Source organism: Mycobacterium sp. Root135 (assembly GCF_001426545.1).
Lineage (GTDB): Bacteria > Actinomycetota > Actinomycetes > Mycobacteriales > Mycobacteriaceae > Mycobacterium.
Window position 1 is genome coordinate 510,081 of record NZ_LMEZ01000006.1, and the last position, 17,911, is coordinate 527,991.

Consider the following 17,911-nt stretch of genomic DNA (forward strand, 5'->3'; position numbering starts at 1 on the left):
GGTTGACACGAGGACCGCGGTAGCCCGTGGCTAATTGACGCGGTCAACGGGTAATTCGTGGGGTCGATCACATGCGTTACAGAAGCGACGAAAGTTCTTTACCGATACGTGATGGAAGCCAGAGAAAGCTGAGGTAGAAGGGTCAAATGAGAAAGCAGCGCCGGGCGTGTCGCCCAGCGCCGCTCTCGCAGGCTCGTTCGTCGAGTTACCCGCGACGTCCGCAGACCGGCCAGGCGCCGATGCCCTGGCTCCTCAGCACGTTGTTGGCCACCCGGATCTGCTCATCCTTGCTGGCCTGGTGCGGCGAACCGTTGCCTCCGTTGGAGCGCCAGGTGCTCATCGTGAACTGCAGGCCTCCGTAGTAACCGTTGCCCGTGGCGGTCGACCAGTTGCCACCCGACTCGCAGGCCGCGACGGCATCCCAGTTCACGCCGCCGTCCGCATTCGCGGTACCGGCTCCCATCAGCAGTGACGCCATCGGAGCCACGGTGAGCGCCCCGGCGATGGTGGCCATACCAAACGTTTTGCGGATGAACTTCAACTTCTGTCCTTTCGCCACGCGCGCACCAAGGACACCCGCGCCAGGCGCGGGCGTGAATGCCTGTTAGACAGGCGAGATGTTGGGTCGGGCCGTCTCGGTCGGGCACGACAGCGGGCGGCTCGAAGGGCCACGCCGGGAGTTCACCCGGCGGCGGTCACGACACCGGAAGTGCTCCCGGGCCCTGTGCCGCCCCACTCACACGCTGGTTCGTGGTTTGTGTTTCATTTGCTCCGTTTCAGGAGACACATGAAAGGTACAAACGATCCCTGCGAAAACGAAACCTGCCGCGGCGGGTGTCGCCGTTCGATAACGATCCGATAACGGCCGATGTCGCCGGCATCGTTGCAGGTCACTGCGACGATCGGCGGACCAACACGAAGCGTTACACGATACGGAAATCGTGAGCCAAATCACGCCGTGATTGTGACCTGGCGCACGCATTCGCAACCACACACGCCACATTCATCACTCAGAGTGGCTCTCTTGCAGCATGATTGGCGACGAGCCGGAGTTCAGTGCTCAATTCGTTCGCTGAGACTCCAGGAACCAAGTACCGCGGCGCTGGTCCAAACCATATGTCCAACAATCGATTACATAGGTACCGGGCAGACGGCACCGCGGCGGTGGACGTCGACATGGACCTCTGTTGTCCGTGACATCTACTTCTCGACAACGTCTTTGACGGACTACATGCACACGGTGTCCGCCTGGGGGTCGACCCCTTCGTGACCGCCGCAGCGCCCGCACCCCCGAAAGAAGACCGGGAAAGTCCGCACCCATGACCACGGAAATCCGCGAAGCCAATGCGCCACTCCGACTTTCGCTCACTACATGCCCGCCGGGGTCACCAAACATGTTGTACGACAACGATATACGATCGCGCACCGGAACAGGCACATCCGAGGCTCGTCTCGTGCAGATCACGAATTAAGGCACGAATAACGCGCAATTACGTCACTTGATTGGCGGATAAAAGCGCTATCCGAGAAATGGGCCGCCGTTGCCGTCACAATTGACCATTTGCTGGGCCGTCACCCCAGATCGGCGGGGGCGTTCACGTTCGCCAACGCGCGCTGCTCGGCCATCACGACGCGCTGGGCGTCGACGACGTCGACCAGCGCACGCATGCTGCGCTCGCCGGCGGCCACCAACGCGTCGGCCCGCGCCGCGAGGTCGGTCCGGTAGACACCGGCCAGGTAGTGGTCGCGGCCGTCCCACGGGAGCACCACGTCGGCACCCAGCCGCAGGGACGGGCCCACCAGCTCGTCGATCAGGTCCACGGTGAGATACGGCATGTCGACGGCGCAGACGAAGGCACGTTCCAGGCCGGCGTCGGCCGCGGCGCGAAGACCCCTGGCCGTGGCCAAAAGAGGTCCGACGCCACGGACGTCGTCACGCAGCACTTCGGCGTCGAGGGTGGGCAACGGCTGACCCGGTGCCGCCACCACGAAGACCGGTGAGCAGCGGCCGGAGAGCGTCAGCACCGCCTGTTCGACGAAGGTGCGACCGGCGATCTCCAGCGTCGCCTTGTCGCGGCCCATTCGCCTCGAGGCTCCGCCCGCCAGGACGATGCCGGCGAGCGGAGTACTGCTATTCGACGTTCCAGGTGTCCTTGCCACGAAGCAAGGATTGCAGAGCGGAGGTGTCGTGGGGCCTGGATTCCATCGCAGAGGTCACCTGATTGCGTGCCATCTCGTCATACGTCGGGCGGCTCACCTGACGGAAGATGCCCATGACCGTGTGTTCGAGGTTCTGCTCGGAGAGGCGCGACAATGCGAACGCGTACGCCGGATCGTCGATCGTGGCGTCGTGCACCACGATCTCGTCGGCCGACACGTCGGCGGTCTTGGCGACCTCAAGGCCGAAGCCGGACTTCACGACGCAGTACGCGCCGTCGGTGCCGAATGTGATCGGTTCCCCGTGCTTCACGTTGACCAGCCGGTCCTCGGAGCCCTCCTTGCGGAGCGCGTCGAAGGAGCCGTCGTTGAAGATCGGGCAGTCCTGCATGATTTCGACGAGCGCCGCACCGCGGTGGCTGGCGGCTGCCCGCAGCACCTCGGTCAGGCCCTTCTTGTCCGAGTCCAGCGCACGACCGACGAACGTCGCCTCCGCCCCGAGTGCCAGTGACACCGGGTTGAAGGGGTGGTCGATGGAGCCCATGGGCGAGGTCTTGGTGACCTTGCCGACCTCGGAGGTCGGCGAGTACTGGCCCTTCGTCAAACCGTAGATCCGGTTGTTGAACAGCAGGATCGTGATGTTGACGTTGCGGCGCAGCGCGTGGATCAGGTGGTTGCCGCCGATCGACAGCGCGTCGCCGTCACCGGTGACGACCCACACCGACAGGTCGTCGCGGGCCAGTGCCAGGCCGGTGGCGAAGGTCGGGGCGCGGCCGTGGATCGAGTGCAGGCCGTAGGTCTCGAGGTAGTACGGGAACCGGCTGGAGCAGCCGATGCCGCTGACGAACACCATGTTCTCGCGCTTGAGCCCGAGCTCGGGCAGGAAGCTGCGGATGGTGTTGAGGATGACGTAGTCACCGCAGCCGGGGCACCAGCGCACTTCCTGGTCGCTGGCGAAGTCCTTGGACTTCTGCGGCTGGTCGGTCGTCGGCACACCGCTGATCTTGGTGAGCGCCGTCAGTCCCAGATCCGAACCAATCAGGTCGGTCATGCTTCAGCTCCTTGCGCCGTCGCCGGAATCTCGATGGTGGCCGCTGCCAGCCGGGCGAACTTGGCCTTGTCGGTTTCCTTGTCCCGCAACGTCCCGTCGAGGGCCGATTCGATGATGCCCTCCACTTCCTCGGCGAGGAAGGCCATGCCCTCCACCTTCGTCACCGACTGCACGTCGACGAGGTACTTGCCGCGGAGCAGCAGCGCCATCTGACCGAGGTTCATCTCGGGCAGCACCACGTTCGGGTACTTGCGGAGGACGTCACCGAGGTTGCCGGGCAACGGGTTCAGGTACCGCAGGTGCGCGTGGGCGACCTTGACGCCGTTGCGCCGAGCGCGACGGCACGCTTCGCCGATGGGGCCGTAGGAACTGCCCCAGCCGACGATCAGCAGTTCCGCCTCGCCGCTCGGGTCGTCGACGACCAGGTCGGGAACGGTGATGCCGTCGATCTTGGCCTGGCGCAGGCGCACCATCAGATCGTGGTTCTTGGGCTCGTAGGAGATGTTGCCGGAGCCGTTGGCGGACTCGAGGCCACCGATGCGGTGTTCCAGACCGGGCGTACCGGGGACCGCGAACTGCCGCGCGAGCGTCTCCGGGTCACGGGCGTAGGGCTGGAATGGCTCACCCTCCTTGGCGAAGGTGTGGTCGATCGCTTCGAAGGTGGTGACGTCGGGGATGCGCCACGGCTCGGAACCGTTGGCGATCGCGCCGTCGGACAGCAGGATCACCGGCGTGCGGTAGGTCAGCGCGATCCGGGCGGCCTCGACGGCGATCTCGAAGCAGTCCGACGGTGACTGGGGTGCGAGCACCGCGACCGGGGACTCGCCGTTGCGGCCGTAGAGCGCCTGCATCAGGTCGGCCTGCTCGGTCTTGGTCGGCAACCCGGTGGAGGGGCCACCCCGCTGGACGTCGACCACCAGCAGCGGGAGTTCGGCCATCACACCGAGGCCGATGGCCTCGGCCTTGAGCGCAACGCCGGGACCCGAGGTGCTGGTGACGCCGAGCGCACCGCCGTAGGACGCCCCAAGGGCCGCACCGATGCCGGCGATCTCGTCCTCCGCCTGGAAGGTGAGGACGTTGAAGTTCTTGTGCTTGGACAGCTCGTGAAGGATGTCCGATGCGGGCGTGATCGGGTAGCTACCGAGCATCACCTGTGTGTTGGCCAGTTGACCCGCGACGACGATGCCATAGGCCAGAGCCGTGTTGCCGGACACCTGACGGTATTCACCGGACTTGAGCTTGGCCGGAGACACCTCGTACGTAGTGGCGAACGCTTCGGTGGTCTCGCCGAAGTACCAGCCGGCCTTGAGCGCGAGCACGTTGGCTTCGGCGATCTCGGGCTTGCGGGCGAACTTCTCGCGAATGAACGCCTCGCTGGCCTCGAGCTCGCGGTTGTACATCCACGACAGCAGACCGAGCGCGAACATGTTCTTCGCTCGCGAGCCGTCCTTCTTGGTGGCGCCGATCTGCTCGACGGCACCCAGCGTCAGGGTGGTCATCGGAACGGCCTGAACGACGTAGTCAGACAGACTGTCGTCTTCCAGCGGGTTGGCCTCGTAGCCGACCTTCGCCAGGTTGCGCTTGGTGAACTCGTCGGAGTTGGCGATGACCAGACCGCCGCGCGGCAGGTCCCCGACGTTGGCCTTCAGCGCCGCCGGGTTCATCGCGACGAGAACGTCCGGGCGGTCGCCTGCGGTGAGGATGTCGAAGTCGGCGATCTGAATCTGGAACGACGAGACGCCGGGCAGCGTGCCCTGTGGTGCCCGGATCTCGGCGGGGTAATTCGGTTGTGTCGCAAGGTCGTTGCCGAACAGCGCAGCTTCCGTGGTGAACCGGTCACCGGTCAACTGCATGCCGTCGCCGGAGTCACCGGCGAAGCGGATGACGACCTTCTCGAGCTTCTGCCGAGTGGAGGAGCTCGTACCGGCTTCGCTGCCGCTGAGAGTCACGACCCCCGCCTTTCACACTTCACGAAGTTGAGGGATTGCCGTGCCGCTGGGTAGAGCGCTTTCGCGCCCGCGCCGCTGGGTCGACGTCAACCTCTTCTTATCTGTCACTAGCAGTACCGATTATTGCACTGCTCTTAGGCTGGGCTTTACCGGCCAGCTACGCGCGCCGTCCGGCGGGCGAGCGCAAAGCGCCAGTTCACGACCGTGAAGCCGCGAGGGGTGCGGCGTTTTTGTGGTTTTCGTCACGTTGGACTACAGGTAAATCCTAAGAACGAAGCTACCCGCCGGTAGAAACTTGACGGGTGTCGAGTTTGACCGGCTGCGACCTGCGTCTACACCCTGTCGGGCGACGGGACGGGCAGCCGCTTCTCGAGCTCGCGGGCGACCAGTTCGCTGGCGCGCTCCGCGGCGGCCACCGGACCGGCACCGGCCGCCCGGTTGGCCACGTAGCACGACGTGAACATGTCGCCGGCGCCCGTGGCTTGCACTCCGGTGACGCGCCACGCCGCAGGCACCCGCACGACGTCACCCTCGGTGTAGATGTCACAGCCCTCGGAGCCAAGGGTCACCAGGATCTCCGGGACGCCCAGCCGTTCGGCCGTCGCGGCGTCGAACTCGCCGTCGGCGACGATGACCGCTTCGTCCTCGGCCAACTTGAGCACGCTGATGTCGCGCAGCAGGCTGTGCGGATAGTCGCGGTCCACCGCGAGCGGGCCGACGCGGTCAGCCCGGACGAGGCCCTGACCGTCGTAGGCGACGCGGTGACCACGCTCGGCCAACAGCGCCAGCGTGGCAGCCGGGAAGTCTGCGCGGAGCAGCGGAGCGAGGTGCACCCAGGTGGTCTCCGGGTTGGCCGTCTCGATCTCCTCGGTTCCCCAGATGGGGCCGAGTGCGGTGACGGACATCACGCGGTGGTCGACGTCGACGTAGTCCAGCCGGAAGCCGGCGGTGCGGTCGGAGTCGATGATCCTGACGAGGGACCCGAACCGGTCGAGCACGCCGGTGAACAACTGATGGTCCTCTTGGGCGCCCATGGCCACGATCTGGCCGGCTCCGCCCGCGTACTCCAGCGCCACACCGGCGAACGAGGCGCAGCCACCCGGGCTGGGGGGCGCGCCGTCGATCTGGTCGACTGCGAGGTTGCCGAGGACGGTGACGCCGTCGACGAGCTGTGGCCGCACCGTTCGATCTCCTGCTCTTCGTCGGCGCACCGGAGTCGCCGTGAGGCGAAATGGTATCTGGCCACGCTGGGAATCGACGACTCGTTGCCTAGACGGGCAGGTTGAACGGGGTGATCACCTGGATCGGCGTCGGCCGTGCCGGTTCCGCGGGAAGGGCGCCGTGCTGCTGCAGAATCTGCCGCATCGCCACCCTGGCGTCGGCGCGCAGGTCGTTGTGCAGGACCACCGAGATCCGCCCGTCGCGCAACAGCCGTCGGTTGTCGGCGTCGAGGTCGTGGGCGACGAAGACCTTGTAGGTGCGTCCCAGTTTCTCGAACGCGGCGACCGTCGCGGTGTTGCCGCCGCCGGGTGAGTAGACGGCCTCCACACCGGGGTGCCGCTGCAGGGCGTCGAGGACCAGTCGCTCGGTGGTGGCGTCGATGCCGTCGCTGTCGCTGACCTCGACGACCTCGCGCCCGGAACCGCGCAGCGCGGATCGGAAGCCGACCTCGCGTTCACCCTCACCGCGAAAGACCGTGCCGCTCAACGTGATCAGGACACCCGAGCTCGACGAGCCCAGCCACTGGTCCATCAGATAGGCGGCGGTGACGCCCGCCCCGTGGTTGTCGATGCCGACGTAGGCGCAGCGCGCGCTGTTCGGCACGTCGGTCGAATAGGTGACGACCGGGACGCCCTGCCCGACGAGCCGGTCGACGGCCTCGGTGACCTCGGGGGCGTCCTGCGCCTTCAACACCACGCCGTGGCTGCCGCGGATCTTGCCCAGTTCCTCGGCCATCTGCGCCGTCGACCCGGACTCCCACAGGTGGAAGCGGGCCCGCAGCATGGCCGGGGCGAACGCGGGTAGTTCGGCTTCGATCGCGGCGCGGAAGGCGTCGGAGAACCGCTGCGGGGTCTGCATCACCACGTCGACCAGGAAGCGGCGACCGTTCAGTCGGAGTTGGGCACGCTGCTGGTCGAGGTCGGCGATGGCCTGGGCGACCTCGGCGCGGGTGTTCTCGCGGACGCCGGGCCGGTCGTTGAGGACGCGGTCGACGGTCGCCTCGCTCAGGCCGGACTGCTGGGCGATCTCGCGGACCTTGTAGCGATGCGGCACGTCCCCCTTCCCCTCCCCGTGCGATTTGGGCGCGTTCAGCCGCGCTGGCCGCGGATCAGCGCGCCGAAATCGCCAAGGCGCTGAGGTGTTTTTGACGGGTTTTTGGTGTTGATTGCGGCGCCCGTCACAACAAGACTAACGGGCATGGCTACTCCCACCTCCACCACGCACCGGGCGTGGATCGAAGACGCCGACTGCGACCTCGACGACTTTCGCGGGCTCGTGTCCGCCGACACCGACGCGGGCGACTACCCGCTCGCCAGTGACGTCCGCCAGGGCGTCCTGGTCTACTCCGCCCAGACCGTGGCCGGCGCCGATCGCCGCGCCCTGCAGACCGAATTGATCCACGCCCTGTCCGACGGACCCGGCGTCGTGGTCTTCGAGGGCGCGTTCGAGCACGACGTCGTGGACCGCGCCAGCGAGGCGTTCACCGCCTTGATCGACGCGCAGCGGGCCGCGGGCGGCGCCGTTGGCGACCACTTCGGCAAGGCCGGCGCCAACGACCGGATCTGGAACGCCGCGGAGAAGCTTGCCCTGCACGACCCCGAGGTGTTCGCCCACTACTACGCCAACGACGCCCTCGCCATGGTGTGCGAGGCCTGGCTCGGCCCGCGCTACCAGGTGACCTCACAGGTCAACGTCGTCAATCCCGGTGGCGCACCACAGGTTCCGCACCGCGACTACCACCTCGGCTTCGTCGACCGGGACCAGCTGTCGGCCTACCCGGCGCACATGCACCGCATGTCGGCCGCCCTGACCCTGCAGGGCGCCGTCGCGCACTGCGACATGCCGCTGGAGAGCGGCCCGACCATGCTGCTGCCGCACTCGCAGAAGTTCGCCGGCGGTTACATCGCGTTCTACGGCCAGGAGTTCGTCGACTTCTTCGCCACCCGCATGGTGCAGGTGCCCCTGCGCAAGGGCGACGCGGTGTTCTTCAACCCCGCACTCATGCACGGTGCCGGTGCCAACACCTCCACCGACATCCGTCGAATGGCCAACCTGCTGCAGATCTCCTCGCCGTTCGGGCGTGCCATGGAGGCGATGGATCGGGCAGCGATGATCCGCGGCACCTACCCGGCCCTGCTCGCCATGAAGGCTGCCGGGCGTTCCGATCGCGAGATCCGCAACTCGGTCAACGCAACGGCCGAGGGCTACGCGTTTCCCACCAACCTCGACCGGGACCAACCGATCGGCAGCCTCGCGCCGCCGAGCCAGGTCGACACCGTGCTGGCCGCCCTGGCCGACGGCCTCACCCCAGAAGCACTCGACGTCGTCCTCGACGACCACACGACAAGGAGAAATGCATGACCACCCTCGGCGTAATCGGATTGGGCCGCATCGGCGCCTTCCACACCGAAACCCTCAGCGGGCTCGCCGGCATCGACGAACTGGTGATCACCGACGAGCGTGGTGACGTGGCCGAGGCCGTCGCCGCCAAGCACGGTGCCAGGTACGTCGCGACCGTCGACGAGTTGCTGTCCTCCGGCGTCGACGGCGTGGTCGTCGCGGCCGCCACTCCCGCCCATGCCGAGCTGACCCTGGCCGCGGTCGCGCGGGGCATCCCCACGTTCTGCGAGAAGCCCATCGCGTCGACGGCCGTCGAGAGCGCCCGCGTCGCCGAGGCCATCCTGGCATCGGGCGTCCCGGTGCAGGTCGGCTACCAACGCCGGTACGACGCGGCGTTCGCGGCGGCCAAGCGTGCCGTTGACGACGGGTCGCTCGGAAAGCTGCACACCGTGCGCAGCACCACGATGGACCCCGCTCCCCCGCCCCTGGACTACATCAAGGGCTCGGGAGGCATCTTCCGCGACTGCGCGGTGCACGACTTCGACGTGATCAACTGGATCACCGGCCAGCGCGCGGTCGAGGTGTACGCCACCGGAACCGTGCAGGGTGACCCGCTGTTCGCCGAGTACGGCGACGTCGACACCGCCGCGGTGATCGTGAAGTTCGACGGCGGCGCGCTCGGCGTGGTGTCCAACGCCCGCTACAACGCGCGCGGATACGACTGCCGCCTCGAGGTCCACGGCTTCGACGACAGCGTCGCCGCGGGCTGGGATCAGGGCGTGCCCCTGCGAAACACCGATCCCGACAACGATTTTCCCACCGGGCCGTCGCACGGATTCTTCATGGACCGCTTCACCGAGGCGTTCCGCACCGAGCTGGCCGCGTTCGTCGAGGTGACCAAGGGCGGGCCGGTCCTCGGCGCGACGGTTGCCGACGCGGTCGAGGTCGCGTGGCTGGCCGAGGCCGCCACCGAATCCCTGAAGCGGGGGACGCCGGTGACGATCGCGGAGGTTCGGAACGCGTGAGCACTCTAAAGATTGCGGGGGCACCCATCTCCTGGGGTGTCTGCGAAGTTCCCGGCTGGGGTTTCCAGTTGGACCCTGACCGGGTGCTGACGGAGATGCGCGGCGCCGGGCTGACCGCTACGGAATTGGGACCGGAGGGCTTTCTCCCGACCGACACCGATGATCTGAAAGCCGTTCTGCGCGAGAAGGACCTGGCCTGCGTCGGCGGCTTCGTACCCGTCATTCTGTTCAAGGAGGACCACGACCCCGCCGACGACCTCGCCGGCCCTCTCGAGTCCCTGGTCGCCGCCGGAGCCGGCGTCGTGGTGCTCGCCGCGGCCACCGGAGCCGACGGCTACGACTCCCGGCCCGTCCTCGACGACGCCCAGTGGGCGAGGCTGGTCGCCAACCTGGACCGGTTGGCCGCCATCGTCGCCGAGCGGGGTCTGCTCGCCGTGCTGCATCCCCACGTCGGAACCATCGTCGAGACGCGCGCCGACGTCGACCGGGTGTTGCAGGGCTCGTCGATCAAGCTGTGCCTGGACACCGGCCATCTCTTGATCGGCGGCACCGACCCGCTGGAACTGGCAAAGGCCGTACCCAACCGCATCGCCCACACCCACCTCAAAGACGTCGACGCCGCGCTGGCGGCGAAGGTGCAGTCCGGTGAGCTGACCTACACCGAGGCCGTCAAGGCGGGCATGTACACCCCGCTCGGCACCGGCGACGTCGACGTTGCCGGGATCGTCTCGGTGTTGCGGGACAACGGTTTCGACGGATGGTTCGTGCTGGAACAGGACACCATCCTCGACGCCGAGCCAGCAGGCGAGGGCCCGGTGCGCGACGTCGTGGCCAGTGTGGCGTACCTGCGACAGCTCACGTCGTGAGGATCGGGGTTCTCGGAGCGTCGCGGATCGCCGAGGCGGCAGTCGTCGGTCCCGCAGCCGAACTCGGCCACCGCCTGGTGGCCGTGGCGGCGCGGGACCGGTCGCGAGCGGAGGTCTTCGCGGAGAAATACGGCGTCGAGCGGGTGCTCGACGACTATCAGGCGGTGATCGACGACCCCGAGGTCGACGTCGTCTACAACCCGTTGGCGAACTCGCTGCACGCGCCTTGGAACCTGGCGGCGATCGCGGCAGGCAAGCCGTTGTTGAGCGAAAAGCCCTTCGCCCGTAGCGAAGCCGAGGCTCGGCGGGTGGCCGAGGCCGCAGACGCGGCGGGCGTCACCGTGCTGGAGGGCTTCCACTACTTCTTCCATCCCGTCACGCAGCGCGCGTTCGAGCTCGCCGGCGACGGCACCATCGGCGCCGTCACCCACGTCGAGGTCAGGATGACGATGGAGCCGCCGGCCGACGACGATCCGCGCTGGTCCCTCGACCTGGCCGGCGGGGCCCTGATGGACCTTGGCTGCTACGGGCTACACGTCATGCGCTCACTGGGACGCCTCTCGGCACCCGGCATCGAGGGCCGGCCGTCGATCGTGCGGGCGCACGCCGAGCAACGCACGCCCGGGGTGGACGCCTGGTGTGACGTCGAACTCGGCTTCCCTGGCGGCGCAACGGGGCTGACGGCGAATTCGATGGTGGGCGATCACCGTTCGTTCACCATCCGCATCGCGGGAACGACGGGCGACCTGCTGGTGCACGACTTCATCAGCCCCAGTACCGACGACCGGCTGACGGTCACCACCGCGTCGGGCACCACGGTCGAACACCTCGGTACCCGGGCGTCCTACACCTACCAACTGGAGGCGTTCGCCGCGCACGTCGAGCACGGCACTGCGTTGCCCTTCGGCACGGCTGACGCGGTCGCCAACATGGCGTTCGTCGACGACGCGTACCGGGCGGCGTCGGTTTCCAGGTAGTCCCCTACTCACGCCCGCGTCCCCTGCGGCGAGACAGAGTTGCGACGTCCGATCACAACTCCACCGCCGCCGAGGGGCTCTCCCATGAAGACCACGTCGAAGCTGTCGCCACTCGTTCCACTGTCCGCCGCACTCGGGATCGTCGCCTGCGCGTTCCCGTTTCCCGCGGTCGCCGATCCCCTGCCCTACGGGCCGGACACCTGCGTCAGCGGGTACGTCTGGCGAGAGGCCCGCGTCGGCGACACGGTCTGCGTCACCCCCGCCATCCGGCAGCAGGTCGCCCAGCAGAACGCCAACGCCGGCGCCAACAAGGACCCGAGTCAGGCCTCCGGCCCCGAATCCTGCTCCCAGGGCTACGTCTGGCGCGAGGCGTTCGACGGGGACACCGTCTGCGTCACGCCTGCGGTTCGGTCGGCGACCCTGGCCGACAACGCGGCCGCCGCGTCACGAAGGGCGTCCGGCCCGCAGGGTCCCGCCACCACACCCGGTCAGTCGTCCGTCAGGTTCGAGGTGACCGGTCCCGGCGAGGTGTTCAGCATCGACACCGATCCGGGGAGCTCCCTGGTGGCGGACCACACGCGTCTTCCGTTCGCGCGCACGATGAACGTCGGATCCGACGTGCAGTTGCTTCAGGTCGTCGCGGTCGGGCGGGACACCCCGGGGCCGGGGTGCCGAATCATCCTCGACGGCAAGGTCGTCGCCGAGGAACCCGTCGGCGGCAACGCCCATTGCATCTTCAGTCGGCCGTAGTGGTGCGCGGCCGGGTGGCGGCGCGCTCGTGCCAGCGCAGGCGGAGCAGCAACACCCGGCGGTGCGCGCGGAACGACAGGCTCAACGGGTCACGCCAAGCAGCGGTGCGTACCGCTCGTTGGTGGTCGACGTCCATGTGTCGATTGTGCCGTCCCCGCGGTAATGATGCGTGGTGGCGCGGGTCACCGCAGGACGTCACGCCGATGAACGGTCGACCAACTTCTCTGAGCACTAGGCTGACGTCGTGAGTGACTTCGAACTGGCCGTCAGCGCCGAGATGGTGTTCACCGAACTTCCAATCGTCGAGCGGGTACGCCGCATTCACGATCTCGGCTTCGCCGCGGAGATTTGGAGTTGGCACGACAAGGACTTGGACGCACTGGCCGCGACGGGCGCCACGTTCACCTCGATGACGGGATACCTGCACGGCGACCTGATCGACCCGCAGACCGCCGACGAGGTCGTCCGAACGGCCGAGTTGAGCGTCAAGGCCGCTGAGACGCTTGGGGTTACCCGGCTGAACCTCCATACAGCCGAACTCGTCGACGGCCTGCCCGCCCGTCCCCGCCTGCGCGCCACCGGCGCGATGTGGGCCACCGCCGTGCGCACCTTGGAGAGGCTCGGTGAGATGGGCGCGGCCGCGGGGGTGACGTTCTGCGTGGAGAACCTCAACACCATCGTCGACCATCCGGGGGTGCCGTTGGCCCGCGCCAAGGACGTTCTCGCGCTCATCGAAGGGGTCGCCCACCCCAACGTCAAGATGATGCTCGACCTGTATCACGCGCAGATCGGCGAGGGGAACCTGATCGAGCTGGTTCGCCGCTGCGGCAACGCCATTGGCGAGGTGCAGGTGGCCGACGTTCCCGGCAGGTGTCAGCCCGGGACCGGTGAGATCTACTATCCCGCCATCGCGAAGGCATTGCAGGACATGGGTTATCGCGGCACCGTCGGCCTTGAGGGCTACGCGTCGGGCGACGACGTCGACGCGCTCGAGGCGTTCCGGGCGGCGTTCACCGTCTAGCCGAATCGTTCGGCGAGACGCTGCAGCGTCGCGGTGATGCCGTCGGCGTTCTTCTTGTCGTAGCCGAACGCGGTGATCATCAAGGGCACCTTGGCGGTGCTGTAGTCGAAGGTCTCGGTGACCTCGGTGACCGTGCCCTCACCCTGGGTCGCCTCGGCCAACTCCCACCGCCACTTGTGCCCGAGCGGATGCTGCCACTCGACGACCCTGCCGTCGTCGAACTCGGTGACGGTCGAGACGATCTTGTAGGGCACGCCGTACTGCTTCATCCCCACGGTGAACTTGTCTCCGACCCCGAGGTGATGCGGTCCCTTGACGTCCACGTCGCGGACCGTGCCCGAGCCGTCGAGTTCGGGATGGCGGTGCGGATCGCCGATGATGGCGAAGATTTCCGCCGCCGGGGCGTTTACCTGGATTCGGCGCGCCACCCGTTTCGGGCCTGCGTCGACTGTCGTCACTGCTGAAGTGGTCATGTCCGACACATACCCCGCTGGTTCAAGGTGCAACACCCGTCTCGCACGTAACCTCGAAGGCGTGACCGACGCCGCCCACGGAGTACAGACGAGTTTGCGGGAGCGTAAGCGGCTGCGCACCCGCTTTCAGCTCGTGGGATCGGCCGTCGAATTGAGTCGACGCCACGGCTTCGCGAATGCGACCGTCGAACAGATCGCCGCCGCCGTCGACGTCTCGCCGCGAACCTTCTCCCGGTACTTCCCGACCAAGGAAGCCGCGATCCTCTCGGTCATCCAGGACATGGCCGAGACCGCCCTCGCCCACCTCGACGACGTGGAACCCGACGTCGCCCCACTCGACGCGCTGGTGCAGTCGCACCTCTCGATGCTCGACGACGTGCACGCTGGCAGACATGCCGTGACGCCAAGCCTTTTGGCGGGAGCCTTGCTGGTCATCGGCGAGTCCGCCACACTGCGCCCGCTGGCGATCGGCACGACGCACCAGGGCCTGCTCGAGTCGGTCGCGCGCCGGATGGGCGTCGGCCCCGACTCCCGCGGACCCTGGCTGGTGATGCGGGTGTGGTTGTCGGCGTTGGCATGTGCGTCACGCGAGGTCGGGATGGACGTCGCCCTCGGGCGGTGTGACCCGACGCTGACGGCGAAGGCCATGCGACTACGGGTGGTCGAGGTTCGAGCCGAACTTGGCGACCTCGTCCCACCCGTGTCGAGTGACTAGTCGTCGCAACATTCTCAGAGCAGGACGGTGGTGCCCTCGGCGTCGCTGAGCCGGGCCGCGTCGAGTACGGCCAGGGTCGCGATCGCCTCGGCGGCCGGAACCGGTTGTGGTCCTAGACCTTCCACCGCGGCGGCGAAGCGGGTGTAGTAATCCGAGTAGGCGCCCTGCTCCGAGGGCACCTGGGACGTGCCGTCTGCGGTGGACAGGGTTCCCCACCGTTCGGGCGCCTCATATCCCCAGCCACTCGGATCGTCGACGGGCCGCATCCCCGCAAAGATTGCCTGCGCCTGCACGTCTGACTGTGCCGACACGTAACTTCCCGCCGACCCCAGCACGCGCAGCTCCCTCGATTCGACGTAGTTGAGCTTGCTCGCCGACACGTGCGAGTGCACTCCGCTCGCGTGGACGATGGTCAGCACGAAGCCGCCGTCGGTCCGGCCGTCCGGCAGGTCGACCCAGTCGAGATTCGCCGTGACCCGCCGCGCCTCGCCGAAGAGCCACAGTGCTTGGTCGACGAGGTGGCTGCCGAGGTCGCGCAACAGTCCGCCGTCGGGTCCGGCCTCCACGGTCTGCGGCTGATTCAGGTCGAAGCGGGAGTCGAACCGCCAGATGTCTCCCAGCTCGCCCCCGTCGAGCACCCGTCGAAGCGTCGTCACGTCGGTGTCCCACCGGCGGTTGTGGAAGACGCTGAGAAGGAGCCCGGCGCTACGTGCCGCGTCGACTAGTTCTTGGCCGGCGGCGGCCGTCGGTGCGAAGGGTTTGTCTGCGACCACGGCAACGCGGCGATCGAGTGCTTCCAACACCAGTTCGCGCCGGGTCTGCGGTGGCGTCGTGATCGTCACCGCGTCGACGCCGGAGTCGAGCAGTTCGGTTTGCGAACCGAAGACCGGCACGCCCGGCAGGTCCGCGGCGACCTGCGCGGCACGCTCAGGTGACCGCGTCACGACACCGACGAGTTCGCAGCCGTCGGCCGCCTGAATGAACGGCGCGTGGAAATACCGCCCGCCGACACCGTATCCGACCAGACCAATCCGCATGGGGTGCTCCTCTGGGTTGTGGGGGTTACGCCGGTGTCGCGGTCGTACCGCGAATGATCAACTGCGGTACCAGAACCGACGACACGGGCTCGGTTCGTCCGGCGTCGAGTCGCTCCACGATCGCTTCGACCGCTCGATTCGCCTGTTCCCGTGGCGCCTGGCTGACCGTCGTCATGTCGATGTGGCCCAGCCGAGCCAGGACACTGTCGTCGTACCCCGTGACCGACACCGCGCCCGGCACGTCGACTCCGGCGCGGCGCAGGGCATCCAAGACGCCAACGGCGCTGCGGTCGTTGCCGCAGACGACCGCGCTCGGCAACCGGTCCGCGGTCAACAACGTCTTGGCCGCGTCGACCCCGGCGTTCTCGGTGAAGTCCGCCTCGACGAGGCCGATGTCGTCGTCCAACCCGTTGCGACGCATGGCTCGCACGTAACCCTTGCGGCGGTCCGCGGCGATCGACCCCGAACCTCCCGTGACGTGGGTGATGCGCCGGTGCCCCAATTCGACGAGGTGGTCGACGACCGAACCGATCCCGCGCGCGTCTGCGGCCCGGACGACGTCCAGGGACGCGGAGCTCATCCGTCGGCCGACGACGACCGTCGGCAGTCGTCGGCCCATCGCCGAGAGGGAAGTCACCTCCGACTCGGGCCCCAGGAGAATGACACCCTCGCAACGGAAGTCGACGAGGGTGTCGATCACCTTCGCCTCGCCATGGGTGGGAGTCACCGCGCCAAGCACCACCTCGTAGCCGGCGCGATCCGCCGCCTCGACGATGTCTTCGACCATCTCCGCGTGGAACCCGTTGCGGATGTCGGCCATGACGCCGATCAGGTGCGAACGTCGCGCAGTCATCAGCGCAGCGGTGCGGTTGACGCGGTAGCCGAGCTCCTCGGCCGCAGCGAAGACCTTCGCCCTCGTCTGGTCACTGGGACCGGGTGCCTTTCGGAAGACGAGCGACACCAATGCCTTTGAGACCCCAACCTTGTCGGCGACGTCCTGCATCGTCACCCGGCCCGGCTCTTTCTCCACGATCATCCCCTCACTTCGCAGGGGCTTGACACCCTGCGTGACGCAGACCATAGTAGCGTACTTAGACCGGTCTAATAGACCGGACCAACGAAACTCAGAGGGAGTGCGCTCGATGACTGACTCAATCGGCGTTGCCGTGATCGGCGGCGGCATGGCAGGACGGGCGCACGCCGCCGGATACCGCGCCGCCACAACACTGTTCGGAACGGATCGGCCCGACGTTCGACTGGTCGCCATCGCCGACATGAACCAAGCCGTCGCCGACGACACCGCCAAGCGATACGGCTACGAACGCGCAGAGTACGACTGGAAGGCCATCGCCGACGCACCGGACGTCGACGCCGTGAGCGTCGTCGTGGCCAACCACCTGCACCGCGAAATCGTCGAAGGACTGCTCGCCGCTGGCAAGCACGTGCTGTGCGAGAAGCCGCTGGCCGGCTCGCTCGCCGACGCCGAGGCGATGGTCGCCGCGGCGGACAAGTCGGACACGGTGACGGCAGTCGGTTACACCTACCGCCGCTCCCCCGCCGTCGAGATGATCCGCCGCGAGTTGGCGGCCGGCACGCTGGGCGACCTGGTCCACTTCAACGGTCACTACTGGTGCGACTACGCATTGGATCCCACCTCGCCGATCACCTGGCGATACAAGGGCGGACCCGGCACCGGAGCACTCGCCGACGTCGGCAGCCACCTGCTCGACCTGTCCGAATTCGTCTGCGGACCCATCGTCGAGGTCAGTGGTGCCGCATTCGCCACCATCGTCACCGAACGGCCCGTTCCGCTCGGCGTCACCTACGGCCACACCAAGGGCGCCGTCAGCGACGAGCTCGCACCCGTCGAGAACGAGGACGTCGCCACCTTCACCGCACGTTTCGAGAACGGCGCCGTCGGCACCTTCTCGGCGTCTCGCGTGGCGCACAACCTGCCCGACGGTCTCGGATTCGAACTGTTCGCCTCCAAGGGTTCGGCGGCGTGGGATCTGCATCGTGCCGGTGAGTTCCAGATCTCGGCCGACGACGTCCGCAGTGAGCTCGGCGGGTCACGCCGGGTGCTGATCGGGCCGGACCACCCCTACATCCGCGGTGGTCTCCCGATGGACGCCGGCGGTGTCGGTCACGGCGTTGCCGATCTGTTCAACTACCAGACCCGCGCGTTCCTCGACCAGATCGCAGGCATCGGAGACCTAGGGCCGCTGCCCGGCTTCGAGGTGGGTCTGCACGGCTTGCAGGTCGTCGCCGCCATCACCGAATCAGCGAACGGCGGCGGGCTCGCCGTCAAGGTCAACTGACCTCCCCGACC

The 17,911-nt window shown here is 67.5% G+C and carries 17 protein-coding genes and 1 pseudogene; 8 read left to right on the forward strand and 10 right to left on the reverse strand.

Features of this window, described 5'->3' with window-relative positions; all coding sequences use genetic code 11:
- Nucleotides 1-205: 205 nt before the first annotated feature.
- The 6 genes and pseudogenes from ASD37_RS19140 to ASD37_RS19165 form a co-directional block, all read right to left on the reverse strand.
- Nucleotides 206-430: pseudogene (locus ASD37_RS19140) on the reverse strand (transglycosylase family protein); the annotation flags it as partial.
- Between the two features lie 1,142 nt (nucleotides 431-1,572).
- Nucleotides 1,573-2,160: a molybdenum cofactor guanylyltransferase gene (gene mobA, locus ASD37_RS19145; protein WP_082570257.1), complete on the reverse strand. Its 588-nt coding sequence runs from the start codon at nucleotides 2,158-2,160 to the stop codon at nucleotides 1,573-1,575.
- Complete coding sequence (locus tag ASD37_RS19150; protein WP_056554719.1) at nucleotides 2,132-3,208, reverse strand: 2-oxoacid:ferredoxin oxidoreductase subunit beta; 1,077 nt, start codon at nucleotides 3,206-3,208, stop codon at nucleotides 2,132-2,134. Before ASD37_RS19150 ends, mobA begins: the two co-directional genes overlap by 29 nt.
- Nucleotides 3,205-5,157, reverse strand: coding sequence for a 2-oxoacid:acceptor oxidoreductase subunit alpha (locus tag ASD37_RS19155; protein WP_056554723.1), 1,953 nt, complete (start codon nucleotides 5,155-5,157; stop codon nucleotides 3,205-3,207). Before ASD37_RS19155 ends, ASD37_RS19150 begins: the two co-directional genes overlap by 4 nt.
- 332 nt (nucleotides 5,158-5,489) lie before the next feature.
- Nucleotides 5,490-6,338, reverse strand: coding sequence for a PfkB family carbohydrate kinase (locus tag ASD37_RS19160; protein ID WP_056554725.1), 849 nt, complete (start codon nucleotides 6,336-6,338; stop codon nucleotides 5,490-5,492).
- An 88-nt stretch (nucleotides 6,339-6,426) separates the two neighbouring features.
- Nucleotides 6,427-7,431 (reverse strand): LacI family DNA-binding transcriptional regulator, encoded by a 1,005-nt coding sequence (locus ASD37_RS19165; RefSeq protein ID WP_056554729.1) that lies wholly within the window; start codon nucleotides 7,429-7,431, stop codon nucleotides 6,427-6,429.
- Between the two features lie 144 nt (nucleotides 7,432-7,575).
- Between ASD37_RS19165 and ASD37_RS19170 the strand changes: the two genes are divergently transcribed.
- The 5 genes from ASD37_RS19170 (at nucleotide 7,576) to ASD37_RS19190 (ending at nucleotide 12,336) form a co-directional block, all read left to right on the forward strand.
- Nucleotides 7,576-8,739: a phytanoyl-CoA dioxygenase family protein gene (locus ASD37_RS19170; protein ID WP_056554733.1), complete on the forward strand. Its 1,164-nt coding sequence runs from the start codon at nucleotides 7,576-7,578 to the stop codon at nucleotides 8,737-8,739.
- The gene (locus ASD37_RS19175; protein ID WP_056554736.1) at nucleotides 8,736-9,743 is read left to right on the forward strand and encodes a Gfo/Idh/MocA family oxidoreductase; all 1,008 of its coding nucleotides are present in this window, start codon (nucleotides 8,736-8,738) and stop codon (nucleotides 9,741-9,743) included. The genes ASD37_RS19170 and ASD37_RS19175 overlap by 4 nt, the downstream gene beginning before the upstream one ends.
- On the forward strand, nucleotides 9,740-10,609 hold the full coding sequence (locus ASD37_RS19180; protein ID WP_056554739.1) for a sugar phosphate isomerase/epimerase: 870 nt from the start codon (nucleotides 9,740-9,742) through the stop codon (nucleotides 10,607-10,609). Before ASD37_RS19175 ends, ASD37_RS19180 begins: the two co-directional genes overlap by 4 nt.
- On the forward strand, nucleotides 10,606-11,586 hold the full coding sequence (locus ASD37_RS19185; protein ID WP_056554743.1) for a Gfo/Idh/MocA family protein: 981 nt from the start codon (nucleotides 10,606-10,608) through the stop codon (nucleotides 11,584-11,586). Before ASD37_RS19180 ends, ASD37_RS19185 begins: the two co-directional genes overlap by 4 nt.
- A gap of 84 nt (nucleotides 11,587-11,670) precedes the next feature.
- Nucleotides 11,671-12,336 carry a hypothetical protein gene (locus ASD37_RS19190; protein ID WP_056554746.1) on the forward strand — a complete coding sequence of 222 codons (666 nt, stop codon included), beginning with the start codon at nucleotides 11,671-11,673 and terminating at the stop codon, nucleotides 12,334-12,336.
- Here the strand turns inward: ASD37_RS19190 and ASD37_RS31555 are convergent.
- Nucleotides 12,323-12,472: a hypothetical protein gene (locus ASD37_RS31555; protein ID WP_156720967.1), complete on the reverse strand. Its 150-nt coding sequence runs from the start codon at nucleotides 12,470-12,472 to the stop codon at nucleotides 12,323-12,325. The genes ASD37_RS19190 and ASD37_RS31555 overlap by 14 nt on opposite strands.
- A gap of 108 nt (nucleotides 12,473-12,580) precedes the next feature.
- Between ASD37_RS31555 and ASD37_RS19195 the strand changes: the two genes are divergently transcribed.
- Nucleotides 12,581-13,357 carry a TIM barrel protein gene (locus tag ASD37_RS19195; RefSeq protein WP_200959927.1) on the forward strand — a complete coding sequence of 259 codons (777 nt, stop codon included), beginning with the start codon at nucleotides 12,581-12,583 and terminating at the stop codon, nucleotides 13,355-13,357.
- Here the strand turns inward: ASD37_RS19195 and ASD37_RS19200 are convergent.
- Entirely contained in the window at nucleotides 13,354-13,830 is a 477-nt protein-coding gene (locus ASD37_RS19200; RefSeq protein WP_056555494.1) for an SRPBCC family protein, read from the reverse strand. The genes ASD37_RS19195 and ASD37_RS19200 overlap by 4 nt on opposite strands.
- Nucleotides 13,831-13,891: 61 nt before the next feature.
- Here ASD37_RS19200 and ASD37_RS19205 point away from each other — a divergent pair, with 61 nt between their 5' ends.
- Nucleotides 13,892-14,545, forward strand: a complete 654-nt coding sequence (locus tag ASD37_RS19205; protein WP_056554750.1) for a TetR/AcrR family transcriptional regulator — start codon at nucleotides 13,892-13,894, stop codon at nucleotides 14,543-14,545.
- 14 nt (nucleotides 14,546-14,559) lie between these two features.
- Here ASD37_RS19205 and ASD37_RS19210 read toward each other — a convergent pair whose 3' ends face one another.
- Both ASD37_RS19210 and ASD37_RS19215 read right to left on the reverse strand, forming a co-directional pair.
- Nucleotides 14,560-15,582 carry a Gfo/Idh/MocA family oxidoreductase gene (locus tag ASD37_RS19210; RefSeq protein WP_056554753.1) on the reverse strand — a complete coding sequence of 341 codons (1,023 nt, stop codon included), beginning with the start codon at nucleotides 15,580-15,582 and terminating at the stop codon, nucleotides 14,560-14,562.
- A gap of 25 nt (nucleotides 15,583-15,607) precedes the next feature.
- On the reverse strand, nucleotides 15,608-16,618 hold the full coding sequence (locus ASD37_RS19215) for a LacI family DNA-binding transcriptional regulator (protein ID WP_056555497.1): 1,011 nt from the start codon (nucleotides 16,616-16,618) through the stop codon (nucleotides 15,608-15,610).
- Nucleotides 16,619-16,724: 106 nt separating this feature from the next.
- Between ASD37_RS19215 and ASD37_RS19220 the strand changes: the two genes are divergently transcribed.
- Nucleotides 16,725-17,900 carry a Gfo/Idh/MocA family protein gene (locus ASD37_RS19220; RefSeq protein WP_056555499.1) on the forward strand — a complete coding sequence of 392 codons (1,176 nt, stop codon included), beginning with the start codon at nucleotides 16,725-16,727 and terminating at the stop codon, nucleotides 17,898-17,900.
- The last annotated feature ends 11 nt before the right edge of the window (nucleotides 17,901-17,911 follow it).

What these genes read in the sequence shown, in the direction of transcription:
- ASD37_RS19150 (WP_056554719.1), bottom strand. Translation starts at nt 3,208, where the DNA reads ATGACCGACCTGATTGGTTCGGATCTGGGACTGACGGCGCTCACCAAG.
- ASD37_RS19170 (WP_056554733.1), top strand. Translation starts at nt 7,576, where the DNA reads ATGGCTACTCCCACCTCCACCACGCACCGGGCGTGGATCGAAGACGCC.
- ASD37_RS19175 (WP_056554736.1), top strand. Translation starts at nt 8,736, where the DNA reads ATGACCACCCTCGGCGTAATCGGATTGGGCCGCATCGGCGCCTTCCAC.
- ASD37_RS19190 (WP_056554746.1), top strand. Translation starts at nt 11,671, where the DNA reads ATGAAGACCACGTCGAAGCTGTCGCCACTCGTTCCACTGTCCGCCGCA.
- ASD37_RS31555 (WP_156720967.1), bottom strand. Translation starts at nt 12,472, where the DNA reads ATGGACGTCGACCACCAACGAGCGGTACGCACCGCTGCTTGGCGTGAC.
- ASD37_RS19200 (WP_056555494.1), bottom strand. Translation starts at nt 13,830, where the DNA reads ATGACCACTTCAGCAGTGACGACAGTCGACGCAGGCCCGAAACGGGTG.
- ASD37_RS19210 (WP_056554753.1), bottom strand. Translation starts at nt 15,582, where the DNA reads ATGCGGATTGGTCTGGTCGGATACGGTGTCGGCGGGCGGTATTTCCAC.
- ASD37_RS19215 (WP_056555497.1), bottom strand. Translation starts at nt 16,618, where the DNA reads ATGATCGTGGAGAAAGAGCCGGGCCGGGTGACGATGCAGGACGTCGCC.
- ASD37_RS19220 (WP_056555499.1), top strand. Translation starts at nt 16,725, where the DNA reads ATGACTGACTCAATCGGCGTTGCCGTGATCGGCGGCGGCATGGCAGGA.